Below are 21,604 nucleotides of genomic sequence, written 5' to 3'. Positions count from 1 at the left end.
CCATTGCCTTAACAGGTCAATATTGGCCGCAGACCAATAAGGGCCCCCTAACGGCATCTTCGGAGTCTCGGTTCCGGCAATGTGCCCAAGTACATGCCGAGCATTCGCGTGGTCCCCATACACCGCATCTCCGGCCGTAGACGACATGTACTCGTAGCTATCCAGTTCCACCCCAAAACCTTTCATGCAAGAAACGTCTTTGGGTTTGAACAGCGGCGCTACATCTGTAGCAAACGAGATGGACATCGGCTTCCCCAAATGACGTTGTCACTTTGACCCGGTCGTTTCTCTCGAGCTATGAGCCCGATATGACATCGACCACAGGAAATCGGTTTGGATAAATTGCATTTTCCCGTTGGTGGCAAACCAATTTGGATCGGGGTCGCCCGAAATGAAACTGGGGCCTAGGTTGTTCGTTGCCAACGGAGGGTGACGTACCGGTGCGGCAGGGTCAGAGGGACCGACACTCGCTCGGGCGTGACAGGTCATGCATGACGATGGTCCACTTGAGAGTTGCTCGATTACCGTGTCTGAAACTTCAACCTTGTTCCCAATAACGTCTATGAAACTAGTCTGCGTTCCGCGAAGCACGTAGTTGGCCCACTTTGAATTAGTCGTTTCACGTCGCACTCCGTCAGTCCCTGACGGTGCGTTCGGGCCGCGAGTTGTTGGATCTACGGATGGTCGCGTTTCCGGCGTTGGGTCCGCGACGCAATCTATGTGTTTGAGACAGTCCACGTGTTCGAAGTCAGCCCAAAACCATTGCGGCAGATCTTTCGTCGCAATGTGTAGCCCAACAAGTCCCCAAATCTCTTCCGTCGTAGTACCGTCTGCATTCCGAACAACATTCTTCCGCCAGTGAAACCTGTTGATGTCCTGCTTGCTACCGTCAAGCTTGATCCACGCGGCCTTAATCTCTTTGGATGCTGGATCGAACTTGATGACGTCTTGCCTTCCCATGTTCTGGGCTTTTTGCCACATCGCCTCCAAGCCTTCGACGCTGTATAAATTCTGATTGCGAATCGTTTCATATGTGGACTTATTCATCCGCACTTCAAACTCGCCCGTATCTCGTGCGTCAATCGGAAACATAAGAGGCTTAACTCTGAAGTCCAAAGTGAATTCTTTGACATTGGACGGGCCTTGAGTTCCAGGCGGGACGTTGACCACATGTAGCATCGCTTTAAGATTTTTCTCTTCGAGATACTTAGCGGAAAGTCCCTTGCGCTCCCATGTTCCCCAAGCAGCAGGCATTGCACCCCGGTCCAGATAGACTTCACTAAGGTTGGGCTCGCCGGGACGTGCAAACGCCGGTATTCCGCCCGTGGCCAATGCCCACGTTTCCCAGACGACAGGTTTATCCGGGTCATAACTACGAATATCTAGCTTGCTGGGATCTGCAACTCCAGCCTGTCCTGGGACCGCTTGTCGGTTTAGAAAGAAAAACAGCTTCCAAGCGTAGTCGTAAGGTGATTGAATGGCCATAGCCGTGTCCTCGGCGGTGCCACCCGGTTCCTTATCTGAAACTGGCAAAGACGCAGCAAGCAAGCCAAACGGGAAAACTAACAATAGCAGTATTGCGGAGAGGCAATTTCCAATCGTTTTCATGGTTACCCTCGCCCACACAAAGGATGGGAAAGACTACGAGCCATCATCCGATGAAAAACCCCTTGCTTGTGCCGCAACCATTCTCGCCGGCCTCAGCCAAAGAAACGAGGCATTGTCGACTCCAAAGCCAAAAGGGGTTGTAGAAAACTAGCAGGTCGGTGCGATATGTCAAGGAAACCCAGCCCGACCCGAGCCACCGCTACTTTAGTCACAGTAGGCAAGAGATTTCGTCATCAGTGTTTTGTAGGCCGCTACTCCGTCCACCTCCAAACGCTCTCGCGGCGGCCGGCGTAAGTGACGGTGCAGTTCGGACTTGCGAGGGAAGCGTTACCGCATTCCCTCGCTGGTTTCAAAGCGACTCGGCCGATGCCGTCCGATGCACCATTACCGTGCTTCGCGTAGGGCTGTTCTCTTTTTAATTTTCCTCGGGCCACGAGTCATTTTGGGGCGCCGACAAACGGGCGAACCTCGTGTGTGCGCCACCGCACAAAGTAGAGCAGGTAGATTAAGGCGAAATAGGATCATCGACTAGGCTTTCCCCGTGAGGTCGGGGCAGAATCTGATCGACGATCGCGGACGTAATTTGCTCGGATCGGCTGCCAGTCGCGACAACCCAACATCCATCCCTTGAGCGAGGGTCCCAACTCGGCGTGGATTTCGAGAAAACGTGGAGTTGCTTTCTGAACGGCCGCTATCACCGCGGCGTTTGCGGGCCATGTGTAAGCAGAAAAGACGCATTCGCCTCCGCGAACATTTCTGATCCGACGACCTACACAGCCTAGTCACGATATCTACCGCGAACATGAGGCCATCTGCTATGTCTGCCTATTTTCTATTTGAGCAAGAAAGCCCAGAAGGAGAGAGGAAATCTTTTATCTTTCAGCTTAACGACGGGGACAAAATCGCGGAGGCGCGCGCCCTTCTTAAGGACCCTGAATCACTCAAGATGCACGTGGAGGGCAAAATTATTTCTGAGACCGCCCCTTACAATCCAGAATGGTCATTCCATTTGGATCCGGCGTCGATAAATTTCTTTGAAATGCAGGTAGAAGTATGCGATGCAAACTTGACCTACGTTGAAGAACATCTCCAGGAAATCGGAGGTGCATTCTTGCCACGCCGCTTTTGGTGTCCGTGGTCGTCGCGACTGATGGCAGAAGTTCCTGATCCGCTCAAATGAAAAGATGAGCTAAGACTGGCGGTCAATCGTAAGGTAACCGTGGAAATCGCCTCGTTATACGCGAGAGCGCATCACCCACCAGGAATCATCGCCACCATCCAAATGTTACTTAAGCGAGCGAATTGCGCCGACAACGCATCTTTTGGAAGTCCGCTATACGCAGCTGATATCCGGCCATTCATTCGTACACGTGCAACGGTCGTAGACGGCCGAGATGGATTCGACGGTGTGCAAGGCATCACCTAATGGCGGCTTCCAGGGACAGATGCTATGTGGAACTACCCGAATCAGATCCGTTTGGCTAAAACGGAATTTCCACCCCTGCACAAAGGAGACGGAAATGTCGATGACCCAAATAGTCCCACACGGCAAGGATACGGCGATCCAGGGCGAGCTGTACATGAGCTTCGAACTCGGCGACAAGTCGTGGAAGCTGACGGCCAGCGATGGCCAACGCGGCCCGAGCCGCTACAGCGTGCACGCCGGCGACACGGCTGCGGTGCTCGACTGCGTGCGCCGCGCCAGGGAGCGCTGCCAGCTCGGTCCGCAGGCCAGGGTGCATTCCTGCTGTGAAGCCGGCCGCGATGGCTGGTGGCTGCACCGCTGGTTGACCGGGCAAGGCATCGACAACATCGTGGTCGACTCCGCCAGCATCGAAGTGAATCGACGCGCCAGGCGGGCCAAGACCGACCGGCTCGACGGCGACAAGCTGCTGGTGATGCTCAGGCGCTACCATGCTGGCGAGCGTGTCTGGTCGGTGCTGCACGAGCCCACGCCGGAGCAGGAAGACGCGCGCCGCACGCACCGTGAACTCGCCCGGCTGACCCAGGAGCGTACCGCCCACATGAACCGCATCGGCTCACTGCTGGTGCTGCACAACCTGCGAGTGCCGGTCATCGTCGGTGGGCGCGACTGGGCGACGTGGTGGGAGCGCCATCGCGAGCAGGTACCCCCGGTGTTGCGCGGCGAGATCGAGCGCGAGAGCGCGCGACTGGCGCTCGTCAAGCAGCAGCTCAAGGCGCTGGAAGCGGCGCGGCGCCAAGAGTTGGCCGAAGGCAAGCATCCGCTGGTGGCGCAGCTGGCACGACTGCGCGCGATCGGACACAAGGGCGCCTGGGTGCTGGTCAAGGAAGTGTTTGGCTGGCGACGTTTCGCCAACCGGCGCGAGTTGGCCGGCTGTCTGGGGCTCACGCCGACGCCCTACGACAGTGGTGGCAGCCAGATCGAGCAAGGCATCAGCAAGGCGGGCAACAAGCGAGCGCGCGCGATGCTGGTCGAACTGGCCTAGCGCTGGCTGACCCTGCAGCCCGAGAGCCTCCTGACCCGGTGGTTCAACCGGCGCTTTGCGGGCAGCGGCAAGCGCATGCGACGGGTCGGCATCGTGGCGTTGGCGCGGCGCCTGGCCATCGCACTGTGGCGCTACCTCGAGCACGGCGAGATCCCGGCCGGGGCCTCGCTTAAGCCCGCGGCTGCCTGAAGTTCCCAGCAGCACGGTGCTCATGCACGGCTTGGTATGCAACGCATCATCATGATCAAAGGTCGACGCGCCCGCAATGACCGCGGGTCACGGCAACCCCGTGACCGTGGTAACAGATGGGGCGCGCCCATAACTGGGGTTTGCCAGTGCGCCTTGCGCGCATGCTGCATGAGGTGCAGGGTGTTCGCGCCCTGCACGGATAGAAGTTCGTTCGGGCACTGGCTCGAACGCTCATTACACCCCGACCTCGGATCACGATGGGAACGGCCATGTCGTGCTAAGGCTTCACCCGCTCAACACAACATACAGGTGCCGCCATGAAGTCAAAGCCATTCACGTGATCAAAATGGCTTGACAAACAAGTTCCCCATAGAAGCGGTCATTCGCTCCTTCGAGTCGCTCTGCAGATCGCAACCCCCAGCGACGCATCGAATCGTCAGCGAAGCACATAGCGACTCAGATGATGTCGGTCTGCGCCTCATCTGTTTCCGAACGTCGTGGAGGGGACTGGTCATGACATCGCGATACATTGTGTTAACCCTCGTGCTCATTCTTGTTCTTTTTGGAGCAGTTCAGAGTCCTGCAATCCTACAGACGGTCTACTATGACTACACGAAGGAGAAGCGGCTTTACGACCAGGCTTTCGTGGACCGTGAGGGCGCGGATGAGCGTTTCAGGAAAGCAATTGCCGACCGGAACGTGAGGGCTGGCGGAGGGGGGGAAGGGGCGAAGCAACAGGATTTGGATATCCTCACCGCGCAGGCGCTTCAAGCGAAACACGTATACGACGTGGCGCAGAGCGAGATCGATTCGATCAGACCGCAAGTTGATAGAGCAATCGAGCAATCAGAGTCCGCGTCCGGCATCATACGAATTTATGCGCTCGGATGCTTGGGAGCGCTGGGAGCCGTTCTGTCAAGGATCTCGCTGGGAAAACAAGACTCGCTGCTGCGCAGTGTCGATTTTTTTAGAAGTGTGGCGGGGATATTTTGCGGAGGATTTGCTGCGCTCCTCGTCTATGCGGCTGCGGAAACCGGCGTGCTGGACTTTATAGCAAGGCCAAGTGGGGCGTTGCGCGTGGTATCGCCGATCTGCGTATGGTCATGATATCGATAGGCAGCGGCATCGTTGCTGACATCGTCTTTTCAGCATTGCGTCTATTTGCGAAGGCCCATACTGGGCCGGGGCAAACACCTGACCGATCCTAGGTGAGCAGTCACTTCATCGATTGACGCGCCATTGATGAAGCGGCACGTCGGGATTGCGCGGTTTAGGCAGCGCGGACTGAGGATCGCTGTTGTAGACTTTCGTCTACGGGCAACATTTCTGGTCGACGTCACGCGACGCACGGCCGCGCGAAGTGACAGCTTCGTTGTCGAGACGGTGACGCTCTTAACGCGTTCGACGGCTGCAGCATGATCTGGCAAAACGCAATGACAGGGTCATTCGTCGTCTGACGCTAATTCATTCACGCCACTCAAGCCCATTTCGAGGGTTTTGCCGCGCCAGATTGTGCCCAGGCCCGCCATATCACAGAGAATTGCCCACGCTATATAGGGAACGGGCGTTTCTCCGCTTATCCAGCGTCTGACCTGGCGGCCGCCATGCTCACTCAGCCCGAGCACCCTGGCAAGAGCCCGACCCGACAGGCCAATGCGTCGCACCACCTCCTGAACTTCAGCGCCCCGAGGCCGCTCCCATCCCTCATCCGCCGGAAGCAAACACTCGGGCCGAATGGGTGTGTGAATATCAACTGTCATTTTTCTATCGCCTTTTCTCTTAGTCGTACTTCCTGGATCGGGCGGATCTTCGCGCCCGGTCGATCGCGTCCGCAGCGACCTTTTCCTCCAGCCGTAATCGATGCGCGCGGAACTCATGTTCCGGCCACCGCTCTTCGCACTCCTCGAGTGCCTTGACTGCCTGATCGCGAGTCATCGGGTGCGTATATCCCGGCCATGGTTCGTACACGTCGCCGCCAGCACTCACCGCCCGTATACGCACGGCACGCTGGATGATCCAGTCGTCCGTCCAGATTTCGGAGGCCGCCGAAGCTTCACTGGCATCAGCGCCAACCTCCGCCAGGTTGCGCTCATCAAAGTGTCGCTCTCCCGTCGACGTGTCGAGCAGCGTAACGATCGCGTCGCCGAATCGTTCCAGCAGGTCAACGGCATCGCGCCATGCCTCCCCTGGATCGTCGTATTCCGCCGGCGGATCGCCAAGCTGCGCGTGCCTGTATCCGACCGCCCCCCACGGGTCAAAACTGAGCACCACATCGACGTAGTGGTTCGCGTCGTCATCCCAGACCTGCACTCGAAACATGGTGCCCTCCTGATCCTGAACGATTCATTGGTGCCTCTGTCCTCGATCCAGCCCCCACGGCTTCGCCGCGGTGGAAACACGCAGCCTGCGGCTGCTTGACGACCCCGGCCACAGTTGCACGGCGCCTCACCGGATCGTCCCTCCGCTGCCGCTGCGGGTCGGCGCTCTCCCCACGCCTCCCGGCGCGGGTCCCCGTGCACCTCGATCCGGGCGCGCAGGCGCGCGCGATAAGCTCCCGGCCAACACAAGTCCTGGTTTAGCAGGAAGGGGCTTGCCCGGCACCCGTGTCTGCGATCGGACTGGCGGGCCGGAGCCTGTCAGCCCCGGACACAGCACACCTGCCCGTTACCAACCAACGTAGTTCAGCAAAAGCTCCGCGATCAGCTTGCGACGAACAAGGTCCAGCCCCGACAGGTCGGCGAAGCCCCTGATGCCTGCTTTCTCCCACAGAAGAACGCTATCGTCCGAGTTGTAGAACGAATACAGCGCGGCAAGAAAAGTGCGCTCGCCGCTGCTGAGAACACCGAAGGCGTCGAGAATGACCGCCCCATTGGGCGCGAGCGCCCACTTGTCTTTCGCGTTCTCAACAGCCTCTCTGGTGCCATCGCCGAAATAGACTGGACCGGCCAGCATGGCAGCCTGTTTCCATGCGTCAAAAAACCGTCCAGCCGCGACAGTGAAGTGAGCGTCGCTTTCCTCCTGCTCGCGGCGAAACTGTTCGAGCATTTCGGGGGGAAACTTCGATTCGTCGGTCATAGCGGCAATTCCTGTTGATAAAGGGCAGTGGTCACAGCTTCCACCTGCTCGGCAGACAGCAAAGACACGTCGATGGCCGTCGCGTGCGTGTAGATCATCTCGCCATAGACATCAGCAAGGTGACGCGCTTTCGGGCACTGCGCCGCGTCTTCTCCGACGCCTGGCGGTTTCGCCACACGTTGATCGCCTGTTCAATCTCGGCAATTGTAAAGGTTGGCATGTCAGACTCCGAAGCCCGCGCGTGTATACGCGGGCGGTTCAGGTTATTGGGCGAACAACACTTCGTAGAGTCCGCCCCGGTCGATCGACATATCGGCGTCCGGCAACTTCGCCATGCCGCAGATGAAGTCGAACGGGCCGCTGTACGGCAGCATTTCAAGAATCGTCTGATTGCCGAACCATGTGCGCAGCACATCGCCACGCTTCAATTCGCAACCCAGTTTCAGTTCTGTCGTCATGTGGCACGCTCGCGAGTGCGGCGGACTGCTTCGTGAACCCCTACCAGCGGCGCGCGGGGCGGTACGCGGTCAAACTCCGAAAGCGCGGCACGCGCGATAGCGCGAAGCTCTTCGCGGTGCATGTCGATCGCATGACCATCCCGGTCGAGCATGTTGGCGATGCGGTGCAGCGCGTCGGCGGTCTTCGACGCCGCATCCGCCGACAGCGCCATACGGAACAGTTCAGCACGCACGATTTCACGGTCCCCGTACTGGTAGACGGCCAGCAAAGGCAGAAGTGCGGTCAGCCAGGTTGGGCGAATTTGCGTCATGTCCATTTCTTCCTCACTGATTTTCAGATAGGGCGAAAGACCCCAGCCCGCAGGCCGGGGCTGGTTGATTAGTCGATAGCGCGGAGAATGTTCGCGGCCTCTACGTGCTGCGTCGCGTAGGCGCGCAGTTCGTGGTAGTGCTCGATAATGCTGTCATCGCCGCACTTTTCCGCCAGATGGCACAGGGCGAACAGCGTGACGACGATGCCGAAGGCGTCCGCGCCCATCATGTCGCTGTAGCCGTTCATATGCCACCGTACATGCACCCGTCCGCAGTTTGCAGGGGCCATATAGAAGCCGCCGTTCGACAACTGGAAGAAGTCCCACGAACCGCCGTTGTAGGCACTCGAAAGGCGCGCGGCCCAGTCGTACACCAACGACTCGCCCTGGAGGTATTGCGCGCCCAGGTAGTGAGGAAGGAAATTCAGGCGCAACTCATCAACAACAACGTTTGACGAGATTCTGGTTTCATTATCAATCACGGTTATCTCCGGTTATGGCCATCGCTACATGCGAGGCACAACTTAATTATAGTGACATTTTGCCCTAACATGAGATTGTTTTAATTTTCATTTTAAATCACTTTTATTGTTCAATTAAAAATTCCAAATGACATCCACTCATATAATCTTTACTTAGGGCATTTTGTCCGTATAATGGTTGTGTGCCTCGCATGTAGCGATGGCCATAACCGGAGATAACCGTGGATCAAATCGTTGAAAATCGTGCAACCGAAACCGTTGTCGAAAGCCGTTTCGGCAACGACACCCAGATCGAGTACGTGCCGCTCGGTCTGCTATGCAAGTCGCCGCACAACGTGCGCCGCAAAGCGCCTACCGGCATCGAGGCGCTGGCCGGGAACATCGCCGCAGCGGGCGTCATGCAAAACCTCGTCACCCACGAGATGAAGACGCGCGGCAAGCAGCGCAAGCTGGGCGTATGTGCGGGCCAGCGTCGCCTGCTCGCACTGGAACTGCTGCGCACGACTGGCAGGATCGATGACAGCTACCCCGTACCGGTCAAGGTTGTTAGCGAAGCCGATGCCGTCGCCGTGTCGCTGATCGAGAACCAGCAGCGCGAGCCGATGCATCCGGCGGACGCCTGCGAAGCATTCCGCCTGCTGGTCAATGAAGGCCGTACGGTGGACTACATTGCGGCTCTTTTCTCGCTGTCTGAAATCCAGGTGCAAAGGCATCTGAAACTTGCGAACGTGTCGCCCCGCCTGATCGACGTCTTTCGCGATGACGGCATGACGCTGGAACAGATCCGCACGCTTGCACTGACGGACGATCACGAACTGCAGGAACGCCTGTGGTTTGACGCCGCCCAGACGTGGCAACGCAACCCGGCGCAGCTGCGCGACGCGATCACGAACAGCGAGATCGATGTGTCCAACAGCAACCTGGTTGCGTTCGTCACGCTCGACGCGTATGAGGCGGCAGGCGGTCACGTTCGCCGGGACCTCTTTAGCGACGAGCAAAACGCCGGGTATGTGACCGACGCAGAACTTTTGCACCGTCTGGTCGCAGAAAAGCTGGTCAGTGCGGCGCAAACCCTGAGTGCCGAGGGCTGGAGTTGGGTCGAAACGCGCGTGCGCCGTGACTTTGGCGAAATGGCCCGTTTTGGCCGGTTGCCGTCGGCGTCGCGCGAGTACACGAAGAAGGAAAAGGCCGAGCTTCGCGCGCTGAAGAATGCGAACGAACAGGCCGCAGCGGAACTGAACGCGTACTACGACGCCGAAGACGAAGCCGAGGACGACGCCCGCCGCGATGCACTGGAAACCGCAGCGGACGCCGCTTCCCAGGCGCTGGACGACTTTGCTGAACGCCTCGAAATCTGGAGCGACGACCAGAAGGCGCGTGCCGGTGCATTCGTGACGCTCGACCATGACGGCAAGGCCGTGATCGAGCGCGGGCTTGTCAAACCCGAGGACCGGGCCAGCGTGAACCGCGAAGGTGTGACGGGTGCTGACGAACTGCCAGCGCCAGCAGAAAAGCCTCTGCACGGCAAAGACCTCAGCAGGCGATTGACGGCACACCGCACCGCCGCCGTCCAGATCGAACTTGCACGGAACCCGGTGGCCGCACTGGTGGTACTGATGCACCGCCTGATCCCGGTTGTGTTCGATGACCGCTATGTCTGTGTCTACGACCAGCATGCCGCCGACGTGCGGGCCACGTGCTCACACAACCGCCTGTTGCAGGCAGCGGACGACATGGAAGCCAGCGCGGCATGGAAAGAGATTTCGGCCGAACGCGAAAAGTGGGCCGCGCTGCTGCCGACGCGTTTCAGTGATTTGCTGCCCTGGCTGATGACGCAGAGCGAAGATGTGCTGAGCAACCTGTTCGCCTTCTGCGTGGCCGCGACCGTCAACGGCGTGAGCGAATCGGATGGCGCACACCCGGTGAACGTGCTGATGAATCTGCTGAACGTCGATATGACGCAGTACTGGAAGGCGACGCGAACGAGCTATCTGAACCACGTTTCGAAAGCACGCATCGTTGACGTGGTAGCGCAAGCGCTCTCCCCCGAAGCTGCGGCACCGCTGGAGAAATTGAAGAAAGACGCAGCGGCAGAGACAGCCGAACGGTTGCTGGCCGATGCACGCTGGTTGCCCGAGGTGCTGGTGAGCCGGGAAACGCCGGTCGTATGGGATGACGACGAAGACGAGAAGGAGGAAGAAGCCGCCTAAGCGAGCCGAGCGCCGCGCCCCGGAAGAAGCTGTACCGGGGCGCTGATCGATACCGGCTCATTTTCCAGAGTCCCTTTTTAGGCCTCCAGCGCGTCGTTCCCCACGACGCGCTTTTTATTTTCCTGCAAGCCCGAAGCCACGCAGACCGCTGCGATATCGCGCGCGCCTGCGCGCCCGGATCGAGGCGCACGAATCGACAGGGACCTCGCCGCGCCGCAGGTGCGGTAAGAGCGCCGACCCGGAGCGCAGCGCAGGGACGATCCGGCTGGGCACCCGCACACTACGCCGGGGTTTGCTCCGCAGCAGCCCTTTCCGCGCTGGCCTGCGACTCTGCCTTCTTCTCATTTTCGCGCTCAGCGATGAAAGCATCGCCACGTTTCTTGAGCGTGTGCTGCAAGTCATCCTCAGTCTTGAACTGATCGAGCGCCCACAGCAGCGCGCCGGTCAGTGTGCCGCGATCCACCGGAAAATCAACCATCGAGACGATGCCGCCGAGTTCGATCAGTTCGCGCGTGCGGGCCTTGCGCTGATCCTCGCGCCGCGCGCTCAGCATGCGGGCTGCTTCGGCCTTCATCGCGTCAGCCTTCTGGTTAATTTTCTCCAGTCGGACCAGCTTGTCTAGCTGGCGGGACTCCTGTGCGGACGGATTCGCAATCGCGGCCAGTTCGACCAGCAGCGATTGCGTGGCGGTGGGCGACTTCAAACCCTTGATGTACTGGACGTGTTCCGTGAGCCATTCGGCCTTTGCCATCATTTTTCTCCTGGATCAAATTCACGTTGCATCGCGCGACAGCGCAGACCGACCATTCGGCCCCTTCCTGCCAGGCCATTCCGGATTATGAAAACCGCAAAAGCAGGCTAGCAAGGAGGCGCCACCGGCAGTATCTGGCGAGCAAAGCGAGTCAAAGCGCGCTTCCGCGTTTCTATGCTAGCATAGAAACAGCTTATGATAAGATGAAAGCCAAGCCGCCAATGCCAACGTACCATTTGAGCGTGAAAGCAGGTGGGAAAGCCGCCGCAGGGGAACACGCAAAGTACATTGCGCGGGAGGATCACTACGCCTACATTTCTCGCGGTGGAAAGTACGAAGAGCGTGGCGACCTCAAGATGACCGAGAGCGGCAACATGCCAGCATGGGCCGCGCACGACGCGAGCATTTTCTGGCAGGCAGCGGACACCTACGAGCGGGCAAACGGGCGGCCGTACACGGAAATTGAGGTTTCGATTCCGCGCGAACTGGACGATGAACAGCGCGTCGCGCTCGTGCGCGAGTTCGTTGAACACACACTCGGCGAGCGGCATGCGTACACTTGGGCAATCCACATTCCGGCAGCGAGCGACGGACTGGAACAGCCGCACGCGCACATCATGTTCACGGAACGGGTGAACGATGGTATCGCCCGCGATCCAGGGCAATATTTCAGGCGCTGGAATGCGCAGGAACCGGAAAAAGGCGGTGCCGGAAAAGACCGCTATCTGAGCAGCCGGCAGTTTGTTCGCGACGTGCGCGAAGAATGGGCGGTCACAGCCAATCACTTCATGGCACGGGCGGGTATCGAGGCCCGCATCGACCATCGCAGCTACCGGACGCTGGGCATCGATCTGGAGCCCTCCGTGAAAGTGGGCGTCGCGCGCTACGCGGGCGAGCGTGGCGTGATGGCCGGATTGCTCGAAGAGAATCGCCAGCGCGCGTACCGCAATGGCCAGCGGCTGCTCATCAATCCGGCGATCGGTGTCGCCGCCCTGACGATCAATCAATCCACCTTCTCACGTCGCGACGTCGAGCAGTTCGTCTTTCGCAATACCGACGGTGCCGAACAGTTCCGGCAGGTGTACGCGCGGCTGATGAATTCGAAGGAACTGCTCGCGCTGAAGGATTCCGGTCGCAACGGCGAATGGTTCACGTCGGCGGATCTGCGAGCGATTGAGGTGCGCCTGGTCGATCGTGCTCGCGCAATGGGTCGCGCCGGCGACAGCGCGGTGGGCGACGCTGCGGTGCGTGAAACGCTTCGCGCAACCCGAAAGTTCAATACAGGACAGGATGCGGCTTTTGTCGCGCTCGCCAGCAGCGGCCACCTCGTGGTAGTGAACGGCGCAGCAGGTACTGGGAAGAGCTATGTGCTCGCGGCCGCACGCGAAGCGCTCGAGGCGGACGGACTGCGCGTGATGGGCGCAGCCCTGCAGGGCAAGACGGCCGACGACATGCAGCGTGACGCCGGCATCGCGAGCCGGACGCTGCACAGTCTGCTTTCGGGCATCGAGCGTGGTGCGGTCACCCTGGACGCGAAAACCGTTCTGGTGATCGACGAAGCCGGGATGGTCGGCTCCCGGCAGATGGAAAAACTGCTTGGCCACGCGCAGGCGGCCGGTGCGCGCGTGCGCCTGGTTGGCGATGCGTGGCAGCTTCATGCGGTCGACGCCGGCGATGCTTTCCGCGTAGTGTCGCGCGAAGCAGCCGCAGCAAACCGCCTCGAAAGCCTGACCGAGATCAAGCGGCAGGACGAGCCCTGGCAGCGCGAAGCAACGTCGGCGCTGGCCCGGCACGATGTGCCAACGGCCGTGTCCGCGTATGCGGAGCGCGGTGGCGTACAACTGTATTCGACCGTCGCCGACGCGCGCGAGCAGCTGATTGCGCAGTGGCAGGATGATCACCGGAGATTCCCTGGCAAGACCCGACTGCTGCTGACTCATACCAACGAAGAGCGCTGCGCGCTGAATGCGCGCGTGCGCGAATTGCGGCGGGCTGCCGGCGAACTGGGCGCCGAACAAACCGTGCGGACCGAGAACCGACACATCGCGATCGCCGCCGGCGAGCGGATCATGTTCCTGCAGAACGAATACGTGATGCAGGTCAAGAACGGGACGCTGGGCACAGTCGAACAGATCGAAATGCCTGACAGGAAAGCGCCCGGCGCCGTCCTGCACGTGCGGCTCGATGATGGCCGACAGCTCGCGGTTGATACGACGCAGTACGGCCACTTCGATCACGGTTACGCGCTCACGGTCCACAAGAGCCAGGGCGTGACAGTCGATCGCGCGTACGTGCTGGCCACGAAGAGCATGCACGCCGAGCTGGCCTACGTCGCGATGACCCGGCACAAGGAAAATCTGATTGTGGCGGCCGGCCGGGATGAGTTCGCGGACGGCGCAGCGCTGATGCGCAGCCTGTCGCGTGCCGACGAAAAATCGTTCAGCGCGCAACATGAACTGCAGTCGGAGCGTGATCGCCGGCCGGAACTCGGCTACCGGCACACGCTGAACCGGCGTCGTGTCGAATTCTCGAATGCACCCCGGCCGCAACGGGCCGAAAAGACCCTCGATCGTACAGTCGAGCAGTATGCCGATGCCCTCACCACCGCGGCGGCCGCAAACCGGGCAGGGAAGCCGGTGCCCGCAAAGGACCGCGCGGCGCTGAAGCGGGCGAGTGTTGGACTGAACCGGCTCGATCCGGGAATGCGCCGCGAGATCCGCCACGTAGTCGAGCGGGATGACCGCGCCTGGCGCGCGCTCGTTGAGCTCAGCGGCCCCGCGCGAGCGGCGGCGCTTGTCAACGAAGTAGCGCAGGCCCGGGCGCAGCGCGCCGGCATCGACGCGGCAGCTGCCGGACACCCGCAAGCGCCGGCGCCATCCACCGCGTCCCGGCATTTCGCCGACCTAACGCCAGAAGAACGTCAGGAACGGCGCAACGAGTTCAAGGCTCAATTGCGCGAAGCGGCTGGCCAGGCGGTCGAGCGTGATAAGCCACCGCGTGAGCGCGCGGCATCGCGCGGACGTGGCGCGCCAGAAATCGGTGATTAATCTGGTTATCGGGATAATCGGCCAACGTTGAATGAACCAATTGACCTGGACGCAGCCCTATGTTTGGGCGATGCCCCTTCGCCGCCTCGGAATGGCGTTGTTTTATCGCCCGCACTTAATCAGGTGCGGGCTTTTTTATTGCTGTTTTCGGCGTAGAAATATCGAATACCGCTGGATATTTCGGCGATGGCGGATTATTTCCTGTTCTGCAGACTTTCTGGGGCCCTGGTGAGCAATCATGTTTGCAGGGCAATCAGGCGAGCACGCGAGCGCGTTGATTTACGGGTGTGCCGCAGGCACGCGCGTAAATCTTTTATCGCGCACTTAGGGATTCGGCGGCCGAAGGCCGGCGTAGCCCTTAGAGCCTGCCCCGTAGGACGCCTCGGCGAACGGTTTTAAGTTCCTCCTTCCTCTCTGAGGACTGGATAAAAGCGTGCGTAGCACGCGCAGGCCGACGCGCAGCGTCGGGGCGAAGGACCGCAGGTCCGGAGGGTAGGCGCTTTTTCACCAGACGGTAGTGAAAAGAGACCGTGATTAAGAACCGACAGTTAAATCGCGGCTATCCCGACACTTATTTGATTGGGCATTGCATCAACTGTGGATAACTCTGCGGGTGGGTTGCGAAATTGCCTTTCAGGCGGTGCGGTGCGTACGCGAATCCGCCGGAAATAGTCTAGGGGACGCACGGCGGCCGCTGACCAGCGAAATCCGGACGAGCCCGTGCCTCGCGCGGCGCGTTAGGGTGGTCGTGCGAGAGGGCTAGCTGCGCGGAGGCGCTAGCTGCTGTCGCGCGAGCCTGAAACAGGTTTCGTGGTCCAAGGAAGGATCGGCCTGTTTGATCTGGCCGGCGCGGATCTGGATCTGCCGCTCGAACTCGGCTTCAGCATCGAAGCCCATGCCCCCGGATCCTCCAGTCGGCCCGGGCCGCGAGCGGTCGGCACGTTCCGCCACACAGCTTTTCAAGCCTGCCAACCAGAGCTGGCCACGGGCGTGCTCGCGCGTCTCGCGCCGGCGCTGTTTGACGTCGGCGGCCGCCCGCATCTTCTGACGCAGTGCCGCCTTGCTACGCTCGTGCCGCAGCCATTTCGCGAGGCCAAACGCGCCGAATAGCGCCGGCGGCAAATACTTGATCGCAGCCAGTCCTCTGTAGTTACCATCATTGATGCGCTCACAGCGCGGCCGCACCGAGGTCAGCCCGGCCTTCTGCAGGTCGTGCATTGCACGCTCCGCCCGCCGCTGATCAAGTCCAGCCTGCTCGGCCAGGAACGGCAGCGTGAGGTTCTGCATGCTACCGTCCGTCGACGGAATACCCACGCGCAAGGTCACCAGATCGAGGTATTTGAGGCTTGCTCGCAGCAACTGCATGCACGCGACGCTGCGTTCGGTGCGTTGCTGACGCGTCGAACCGTTTGCGCGGTTCAGGCTCGGCAACCACTCGTCGGGCGCATCGAGATAGCGCCCGAGGCGGTGCATCAGTTCGGTCAGCACGCGTGGGTGTCCGCCCGCCCCGGTACGGGGCGGGTTCGGCAACCCTGGCGGGAGCGCCGCGACGCGACGTGCGTGCAACTGACCGGACATGCCGGAGGGGGTCCGGGCTTAACGTGACATCAGGAACACCGAGGGAAGAAACGGCTTTCGCCTGCATCGCCCTGTCCGGCAGGGCGGCGCAGATATTGCGAATGGAACGGGGATGGGCCGTCCGGCCCAGTTGGCTAGTCGTCGATTCATGCAGTCACTCATTTTTTTACGATCGGACGCCCACGGGCGACGCTTGACACAGAGCGAAGAGTTGCTAGAATCGAAACGCGCTGAATTCGATGTCTCTAGCACTTCTCCCTGTGCTGGCTGTCGTCAAGAACTACCCTCGCTGCCAGGCGGGGGTTTTTCTTTTGTAGGTTCGGTTTTGTCGTCTGCTACGCAGTCCTGCTGAACAGAAATAGAAATCTTCCGACCGAAGCGGCTCATGACTTTTGTTTGCAACAAAAGCGGCGAGCCGGCTCAGTAACCCTCGCCTCACCATGCAGACTCCTGCGCCGCTGATGATCCGGATGCATCCGCCGCAGCTGCATTGACTTCGTCCAACGTATTGCCGGCGCGCGTCGATGGTTTTGCCGCACGGGCCAACGTCGGCGCTGGCAGCTCTGGCATCTCTTCACCCGCACGCCAGATCCACGACGGCATGTCGCTTTCCTCGATCATGCTCGACAGCGCATCCTCGTCTTCCTGCTCAACACCCGGCGGCTGCACATACAACGCAACAGGCTTCGGCGACACGTCAGCCAGCACCACGCACGCGAGCGGCTTGTTCTCCGCCAGGTTGTAGCGCAGCCCCTTCACGAAGCGGCGCTTCTGTGCTGTGAGCGCATCGAGCATCAGCTTGTCGTATGCATGCTCGAACGGGATCCAGTTGCCCGACACCACCATGACGGCCAGCGTTTCGATTGTCGCGATACCGGTAGAAGACAGGCCGAACGTCGCGATGAAGACGAGGTGCGAGTCTTCTATGCTGTCCCACAGCGCCAGCTCGTTCACAAAGCGCTTCTGCAGGCGGCGGTGCAGATCTTCACTAAGCATCAGCGGAAAATCCGGCAGGTGCTTTGCGACGATCTTGAAGCCGTAGCGCGACTCGGTGATTTCCTTTACCTCGCCGATCGCAATCATGAGCTTGCGCGTCTTTTTGCTGGTGGCCAGCTCGGCCATGTGCGCGATGCGCCGTTGCGTGATGCCCCCTGCGTGTTCCGTCGAAAACGACTCGGGCACGTACAACGATCTGCCAAGCGGCTCGCCTTTCGACACCTTGCCGGCCGCGGCCTGCAGGAGGAATCTACGCACCACGTACCAGCTGCGCTTGCCGGCCATCGCCGGATACCAGCGGTTCAGTGCTGCCTCTTCCCACAGGTAATGCAGCGTGCCGCGCAACGTCAGCTTCGCGCCATCCGTTCTCACCGTGTCGGCCGCCCCGCCCGACGGTGCCGGCGCTGTACGTCCACCCGTCTTCGAGAGGCTGAAATCGAGCCTGAGTGTCGTGATGCCATCCTCGATGTTCTCCTGAATAGCCTCACCTTTGACCTCGCCGAGGCCTGACAGCTCCGCCGGCGGCTCGTAGGACGAACAACGGCCAGGATCCGGCGAGTGCGCGCTACCGGTGTTCGGCATGCGCTTGATCGCGTAGTGCTCGCCTACCTTCGCAACGTACATCGGGACACCAACCGGCGTACACATGCACAGCGGCCGAATCTTCTCGCCGTGCGCATCGGCCAAGTACGTCTGCAGGTCATCGGCATTAGCCGCGACGATTACATCGTCAAATCGATATTCATGCATGATGCCTCCACGTGTCAGACCCGCCCCATATTCACTTCCCGAATACCCTTGTAGTCGCGCAGCGCGATCGCAGCGTGGTTGAGCGCGTTACGCATCTCTTCCGCGTTGACAATGCCCGGCAGACACCAGCGCGGGTTGTTCGAATCGCTCGTCAGGATCACGACCGTCCCCACGTTAAACACGCGCTGCCACCACGGATGAAGCGAGATCACATCCTGAATGCGGAACAGCTCGAGGCTCGAAACCTTCCGGCTCAGAATTCCCTGTCGGCAGGTAATCCGCTCCATGTCGATCACGATTTCCGTGAGCGCCGTTTCGACGAATACAAGCGCGAGCCGCGCCAGGCAGACCAACACAGGCGCAACAACTACGACGGGAGACACAGTCCATCTCGAGGCTGCCCATGAAAAGACGACGGCCAGCCCGCCGATCGCGACGCTGGTGCCAAACAGGTCCGGCACGTTGATAACCTGCGACGGCGTGCCGTGAAAAATCACGGTGGGCTGGGCAGATGCCGGCATGAGATTGGTCGTGCGCCCAGTCATGATCTAATGGCGCCGATAATGATTGCGGCTGTGCCGCCACCCTCGGGCGCAGGCGCTGGATTGACCGGCGCGGGGATCGCGATCGACAGCTGGGTCTCGCGCGGCGGCGCTTCGATGTAGGCAGGCACGCGTACCGGATAGTCACGCGCACCGAACCTGATTTTCGCGAGCGGCCAGTCCTTGCCGTATTTCAGATAACCGTTCAGGTCTGGCAGATTCGAGAGTTGCGACGACGTGACGACGAGCTCCGGATCGCGCTTGCGCTCGCGTGTGTTGATACGCCACTGGCCCTGCACGCCGATCGGGTGGCGCTCTACTTCGTGCCAGCCGATCATCTCCGCAACGTTTTTGGTTGTGAGTGCGTTGGCCCCTCCCAACGCAAGCAGACTGCGAAAACACGAGAGCGTTGCTTTCGCAGGTAGATCTCCCAATTGCTGATGCAACTGAATCAGATCCTGCAGATCCCCCACGACACACAGGCCATGCTTGCGGCCCTTCGATACCGCAGCCTCGAAACTGTAGAGGCGACCAAGGGATGCCAGTTCGTTCTTGAACACCCACAGCCGCCGGTCGAACGTCGGCGCCTCACTCAGAATCATCGCGTAGATCAGGTCGAGCCAGACGGGGATCGTCGGGCCCAGAGCCGTACGCTGATCTTCGCGCCATGTAATCCAGATGTTCCCTCCGTTCTCGTCGCCCATCCAGCGCCGGATCGAGAAATCGCCATCAGGAATGCGACGCAGCGGCCGGATGTACTTGTTCAGGGTAAAGATGATGCTGGCCGTCGCTCTATCCGCATCCTTCGCGAAGAAGCCCACCGAATCCGTATCTTCAAGGTACTTTTGCAACACTGGGCGCTGTTCGCGCACCAGCAAATCAGTGAGCGTCACCATGTCACGCATGTCGTCGCCGGCGAGCTTGTTCATCGTGTCCGCGAGTAGCGCGCGTGCATAGCCAGCCCACTCTTCGGCCTGATCGCCGTTCTGCGGTGGAATCGCCGAATGTGCGAGCCGTTCGAAGTCGAAACCGTGATCGACCTCGTTGAACAGCGACCAGCCGACGCACCGGGCGTCGTACGGGTTGATCACGATGTCGCCGGGCAAATAGAAGCGCGACATGAGCGAGCCGTTCGGATCAACCACCACCATGCGATCATCGCGGCGCAGTGCCGACGCGATCAATCCATTAATCGCCTGACTCTTGCCGGAGCCTGGCGCACCCACGACTATCAGGTTCTGCGTTTCGAGATCCGTCGGCATCTCGACACCGCAAACGGCGACTGGCACGCGCGGCGCATCGCCGTGTTTCACGGCCTGTTTGCGGTACTGATTGTTATGGCGCGCGATGCGGCTGCTCAGCTGGTGCCGGTTTTCCATCTTCGTGCCACGGATAAACCTGGCATACCGGTAGCCTTCGAAGCCATTGAACAGGTATTCGTGGCATGCCCATGCGGCACCCGCTGCAAGCGCCGCACCCGGCACCGCGCCCCAGAAAAGCAAGGGATCATGCACGGCACCCATGAAGCCGTGAATGATCCCCGCAGGAAACGGCAGCGGCGGATACCCTGCCAAAGTGAAGGACACGCAAAGGCCAAGAACGAGCGCGAGCACCGCGCCCGCCCACTGCATCATCACGATTTCGTGCTTTTGCATGATTAGCCGATCCCGTGCCCTTCACGTTGCTTTCCCGGCCTGACGGCCTCCTTGGCCCGCTCCGAGACTGCCTGCTTGCCATCGCGCGTAAAGCCGGCCGACTCGCGCAGGTTCCCGAAGAACTCGGCGCGACGCTCAAGCTTTTCATGCGCATTCAGCTCCGCAAATTTCTTACGTGGTCCCGCCTCTGCGCGCACGACGCTGGCACCTTCCACCTGTTGTGTCTTGCCCGCATCAGCCGACTTGCCGGCATCTGGAGCGCCGCGGTCGGCGGCATCCTTCGTTTTGTTACGACCAAGTTTCTTGAAACCCGCAACCCCGTCGACGGACTTCTTTGCCTCCGGTGTCTGGCCGCTGTTCTCAACTGGCGCAACTGACGGCGTTCGCTTGCCGGTTCCCATTTCGATGACATTCGACTTTTGCGCCGCCGGCTTCTCCGCGGCCTTCTCTGCTACCTTTTCCACCGGCGCCGTGCTCTTCCCACTGCCGCGCGAGAAGAACGCATTGCGCGCAGCTTCGATCGCGGCCTTGTCAGATGTCGCCGCATCCGGTGCTCTGCCGGCGCTGGCCTCTTTCGCTTCACGCAGCATTTCGAGTGTGGCTTTGGCCTGTTCCGCACTGACCCCCGTCGTCTTCGCGACCGTATCGACAGTCGCTGCAAACTTGGCCGGATCTTTCAGGGTCTCCAGCGACGTATCAATACTGACGCTCTCTTTCGCGGCCGCGATCGCGCCAGTGCGCCCCGCTACTTCGACCGTGCGGTCTGCGGTCTTCTGCGCGGCCTGCTCCGCGACGGGCTGCGCCGCAGTCTTCTCCGGCCCCTCGATCGCACGGCGCACCTGAGCCCGTAATGCCTGCTCCTGTGCATCGAGCTTGATCGCGGCAAGCTCCAGCTCGCGATTGCGGGATTCCAGCGATTTCGCCCAGCCATCGAGCGTCTTGGGATAGGTGTGCGTGGTGCCCTTGTCGTCGACGCGCGCCTGCGCTTTCGCGAACATGTCGGCAACTTCCTGCCGGCTCCACTCACGCTGCACATTCAGATCCTTGTTCGCATGCAGGATCTCGGAAGTCTTCTTCGCGTCGATCAACGCCAGCTTGTTCAGACCCGACAGGAGTGACGCCCGATCGGTAATCTGCTCGGCCCGCTGTGCCTGCTCGACTTCTTTTTCGGCTAACGCCTGCTCGAGCGCACCCCGCATCGCGGCCGTGTCGATCAGATCACCTTCCTTCAGGCCGAAGCGTGTCTTGAGCGCCTTGGCATCGGTCGCCAGCTGCCTGTCTTCACGGCGTTGCCGGTCCTCTCGCTCGACCGCCTGCGCGACTGCATGCGGCTCCCTTTTTAGCCAGTCCTGCCGGTATGCAAGATTCTTCTGACGCGCCTCGAGGCTCGCGCGACGCTGCGCAAGCGCCTGTTCCTGCTCCGCGAGCTGTTGTTGACGCTCCTTGTCGCTAAACCGCAATACGGTGTCTTCAAACATAAAAAC

Annotated in this window: 20 protein-coding genes; 6 read left to right on the top strand and 14 right to left on the bottom strand. The window is 60.4% G+C overall.

The features are described 5' to 3' along the window. Nucleotides 1–267: 267 nt before the first annotated feature. Nucleotides 268–1,608 carry a hypothetical protein gene (locus M0D64_RS39865; RefSeq protein WP_266261702.1) on the bottom strand — a complete coding sequence of 447 codons (1,341 nt, stop codon included), beginning with the start codon at nt 1,606–1,608 and terminating at the stop codon, nt 268–270. A 569-nt stretch (nt 1,609–2,177) separates the two neighbouring features. Between M0D64_RS39865 and M0D64_RS44975 the strand changes: the two genes are divergently transcribed. The 4 genes from M0D64_RS44975 to M0D64_RS39850 all read left to right on the top strand — a co-directional run bounded on the left by M0D64_RS44975 (nt 2,178) and on the right by M0D64_RS39850 (nt 5,372). Then, the gene (locus tag M0D64_RS44975; protein WP_367619695.1) at nt 2,178–2,390 is read left to right on the top strand and encodes a 7-cyano-7-deazaguanine synthase; all 213 of its coding nucleotides are present in this window, start codon (nt 2,178–2,180) and stop codon (nt 2,388–2,390) included. A gap of 35 nt (nt 2,391–2,425) precedes the next feature. Continuing rightward, a complete protein-coding gene (locus M0D64_RS39860) occupies nt 2,426–2,788 on the top strand; it encodes a hypothetical protein (protein ID WP_266261701.1) in 363 nt (120 codons plus the stop codon). Nucleotides 2,789–3,128: 340 nt separating this feature from the next. After that, nucleotides 3,129–4,076, top strand: a complete 948-nt coding sequence (locus M0D64_RS39855; protein ID WP_266261700.1) for an IS110 family transposase — start codon at nt 3,129–3,131, stop codon at nt 4,074–4,076. Nucleotides 4,077–4,778: 702 nt separating this feature from the next. Then, nucleotides 4,779–5,372, top strand: a complete 594-nt coding sequence (locus tag M0D64_RS39850; protein WP_266261699.1) for a hypothetical protein — start codon at nt 4,779–4,781, stop codon at nt 5,370–5,372. Between the two features lie 335 nt (nt 5,373–5,707). Here the strand turns inward: M0D64_RS39850 and M0D64_RS39845 are convergent, their stop codons facing one another. From M0D64_RS39845 to M0D64_RS39815, 7 genes are all read right to left on the bottom strand, one after another. Beyond that, entirely contained in the window at nt 5,708–6,025 is a 318-nt protein-coding gene (locus M0D64_RS39845) for an XRE family transcriptional regulator (RefSeq protein WP_266261697.1), read from the bottom strand. 19 nt (nt 6,026–6,044) lie between these two features. After that, complete coding sequence (locus M0D64_RS39840; protein WP_266261696.1) at nt 6,045–6,584, bottom strand: hypothetical protein; 540 nt, start codon at nt 6,582–6,584, stop codon at nt 6,045–6,047. A gap of 345 nt (nt 6,585–6,929) precedes the next feature. Beyond that, nucleotides 6,930–7,340, bottom strand: coding sequence for a hypothetical protein (locus M0D64_RS39835; protein WP_266261695.1), 411 nt, complete (start codon nt 7,338–7,340; stop codon nt 6,930–6,932). Beyond that, a complete protein-coding gene (locus M0D64_RS39830; protein WP_266261694.1) occupies nt 7,337–7,516 on the bottom strand; it encodes a DUF3717 domain-containing protein in 180 nt (59 codons plus the stop codon). The genes M0D64_RS39835 and M0D64_RS39830 overlap by 4 nt, the downstream gene beginning before the upstream one ends. A gap of 87 nt (nt 7,517–7,603) precedes the next feature. Beyond that, nucleotides 7,604–7,798, bottom strand: coding sequence for a hypothetical protein (locus tag M0D64_RS39825; RefSeq protein ID WP_266261693.1), 195 nt, complete (start codon nt 7,796–7,798; stop codon nt 7,604–7,606). After that, nucleotides 7,795–8,109 (bottom strand): hypothetical protein, encoded by a 315-nt coding sequence (locus M0D64_RS39820; RefSeq protein WP_266261692.1) that lies wholly within the window; start codon nt 8,107–8,109, stop codon nt 7,795–7,797. The genes M0D64_RS39825 and M0D64_RS39820 overlap by 4 nt, the downstream gene beginning before the upstream one ends. A 68-nt stretch (nt 8,110–8,177) precedes the next feature. After that, the gene (locus M0D64_RS39815; RefSeq protein ID WP_200567380.1) at nt 8,178–8,591 is read right to left on the bottom strand and encodes an antirestriction protein; all 414 of its coding nucleotides are present in this window, start codon (nt 8,589–8,591) and stop codon (nt 8,178–8,180) included. A gap of 221 nt (nt 8,592–8,812) precedes the next feature. Between M0D64_RS39815 and M0D64_RS39810 the strand changes: the two genes are divergently transcribed. After that, nucleotides 8,813–10,801, top strand: a complete 1,989-nt coding sequence (locus tag M0D64_RS39810) for a ParB/RepB/Spo0J family partition protein (protein WP_266261691.1) — start codon at nt 8,813–8,815, stop codon at nt 10,799–10,801. A 280-nt stretch (nt 10,802–11,081) separates the two neighbouring features. Here the strand turns inward: M0D64_RS39810 and M0D64_RS39805 are convergent, their stop codons facing one another. Next, on the bottom strand, nt 11,082–11,552 hold the full coding sequence (locus M0D64_RS39805) for a conjugal transfer protein TraD (RefSeq protein WP_266261690.1): 471 nt from the start codon (nt 11,550–11,552) through the stop codon (nt 11,082–11,084). A 221-nt stretch (nt 11,553–11,773) separates the two neighbouring features. On the opposite strand from M0D64_RS39805, the gene traA reads away from it, so the two are divergent. Then, entirely contained in the window at nt 11,774–14,599 is a 2,826-nt protein-coding gene (traA, locus tag M0D64_RS39800) for a Ti-type conjugative transfer relaxase TraA (RefSeq protein WP_266261689.1), read from the top strand. 759 nt (nt 14,600–15,358) lie between these two features. On the opposite strand, the gene M0D64_RS39795 is transcribed toward traA, so the two are convergent. The 5 genes from M0D64_RS39795 to M0D64_RS39775 form a co-directional block, all read right to left on the bottom strand. Further along, nucleotides 15,359–16,177 carry a Crp/Fnr family transcriptional regulator gene (locus M0D64_RS39795; protein WP_200621941.1) on the bottom strand — a complete coding sequence of 273 codons (819 nt, stop codon included), beginning with the start codon at nt 16,175–16,177 and terminating at the stop codon, nt 15,359–15,361. Between the two features lie 435 nt (nt 16,178–16,612). Beyond that, complete coding sequence (locus tag M0D64_RS39790) at nt 16,613–17,923, bottom strand: DUF1173 domain-containing protein (RefSeq protein ID WP_266261688.1); 1,311 nt, start codon at nt 17,921–17,923, stop codon at nt 16,613–16,615. 14 nt (nt 17,924–17,937) lie between these two features. Next, nucleotides 17,938–18,444 carry a PH domain-containing protein gene (locus M0D64_RS39785; protein WP_266261687.1) on the bottom strand — a complete coding sequence of 169 codons (507 nt, stop codon included), beginning with the start codon at nt 18,442–18,444 and terminating at the stop codon, nt 17,938–17,940. A 20-nt stretch (nt 18,445–18,464) separates the two neighbouring features. Next, on the bottom strand, nt 18,465–20,120 hold the full coding sequence (locus tag M0D64_RS39780; RefSeq protein ID WP_266261686.1) for a type IV secretion system DNA-binding domain-containing protein: 1,656 nt from the start codon (nt 20,118–20,120) through the stop codon (nt 18,465–18,467). Between the two features lie 2 nt (nt 20,121–20,122). Next, complete coding sequence (locus M0D64_RS39775; protein ID WP_266261685.1) at nt 20,123–21,598, bottom strand: hypothetical protein; 1,476 nt, start codon at nt 21,596–21,598, stop codon at nt 20,123–20,125. Nucleotides 21,599–21,604: the final 6 nt, after the last annotated feature.

This window comes from Paraburkholderia sp. WS6, from assembly GCF_030464835.1.
Lineage (GTDB): Bacteria > Pseudomonadota > Gammaproteobacteria > Burkholderiales > Burkholderiaceae > Paraburkholderia > Paraburkholderia madseniana.
Note: the sequence above shows the minus strand (reverse complement) of the source record. Positions and strands in the feature narration are given on the sequence as shown.

Coding starts and splice junctions, on each gene's coding strand:
- M0D64_RS39865 (WP_266261702.1), bottom strand. CDS start 1,608: ATGAAAACGATTGGAAATTGCCTCTCCGCAATACTGCTATTGTTAGTT.
- M0D64_RS39860 (WP_266261701.1), top strand. CDS start 2,426: ATGTCTGCCTATTTTCTATTTGAGCAAGAAAGCCCAGAAGGAGAGAGG.
- M0D64_RS39855 (WP_266261700.1), top strand. CDS start 3,129: ATGTCGATGACCCAAATAGTCCCACACGGCAAGGATACGGCGATCCAG.
- M0D64_RS39850 (WP_266261699.1), top strand. CDS start 4,779: ATGACATCGCGATACATTGTGTTAACCCTCGTGCTCATTCTTGTTCTT.
- M0D64_RS39845 (WP_266261697.1), bottom strand. CDS start 6,025: ATGACAGTTGATATTCACACACCCATTCGGCCCGAGTGTTTGCTTCCG.
- M0D64_RS39840 (WP_266261696.1), bottom strand. CDS start 6,584: ATGTTTCGAGTGCAGGTCTGGGATGACGACGCGAACCACTACGTCGAT.
- M0D64_RS39835 (WP_266261695.1), bottom strand. CDS start 7,340: ATGACCGACGAATCGAAGTTTCCCCCCGAAATGCTCGAACAGTTTCGC.
- M0D64_RS39825 (WP_266261693.1), bottom strand. CDS start 7,798: ATGACGACAGAACTGAAACTGGGTTGCGAATTGAAGCGTGGCGATGTG.
- M0D64_RS39820 (WP_266261692.1), bottom strand. CDS start 8,109: ATGACGCAAATTCGCCCAACCTGGCTGACCGCACTTCTGCCTTTGCTG.
- M0D64_RS39805 (WP_266261690.1), bottom strand. CDS start 11,552: ATGGCAAAGGCCGAATGGCTCACGGAACACGTCCAGTACATCAAGGGT.
- traA (WP_266261689.1), top strand. CDS start 11,774: ATGCCAACGTACCATTTGAGCGTGAAAGCAGGTGGGAAAGCCGCCGCA.
- M0D64_RS39795 (WP_200621941.1), bottom strand. CDS start 16,177: ATGTCCGGTCAGTTGCACGCACGTCGCGTCGCGGCGCTCCCGCCAGGG.
- M0D64_RS39790 (WP_266261688.1), bottom strand. CDS start 17,923: ATGCATGAATATCGATTTGACGATGTAATCGTCGCGGCTAATGCCGAT.
- M0D64_RS39785 (WP_266261687.1), bottom strand. CDS start 18,444: ATGCCGGCATCTGCCCAGCCCACCGTGATTTTTCACGGCACGCCGTCG.
- M0D64_RS39780 (WP_266261686.1), bottom strand. CDS start 20,120: ATGCAAAAGCACGAAATCGTGATGATGCAGTGGGCGGGCGCGGTGCTC.
- M0D64_RS39775 (WP_266261685.1), bottom strand. CDS start 21,598: ATGTTTGAAGACACCGTATTGCGGTTTAGCGACAAGGAGCGTCAACAA.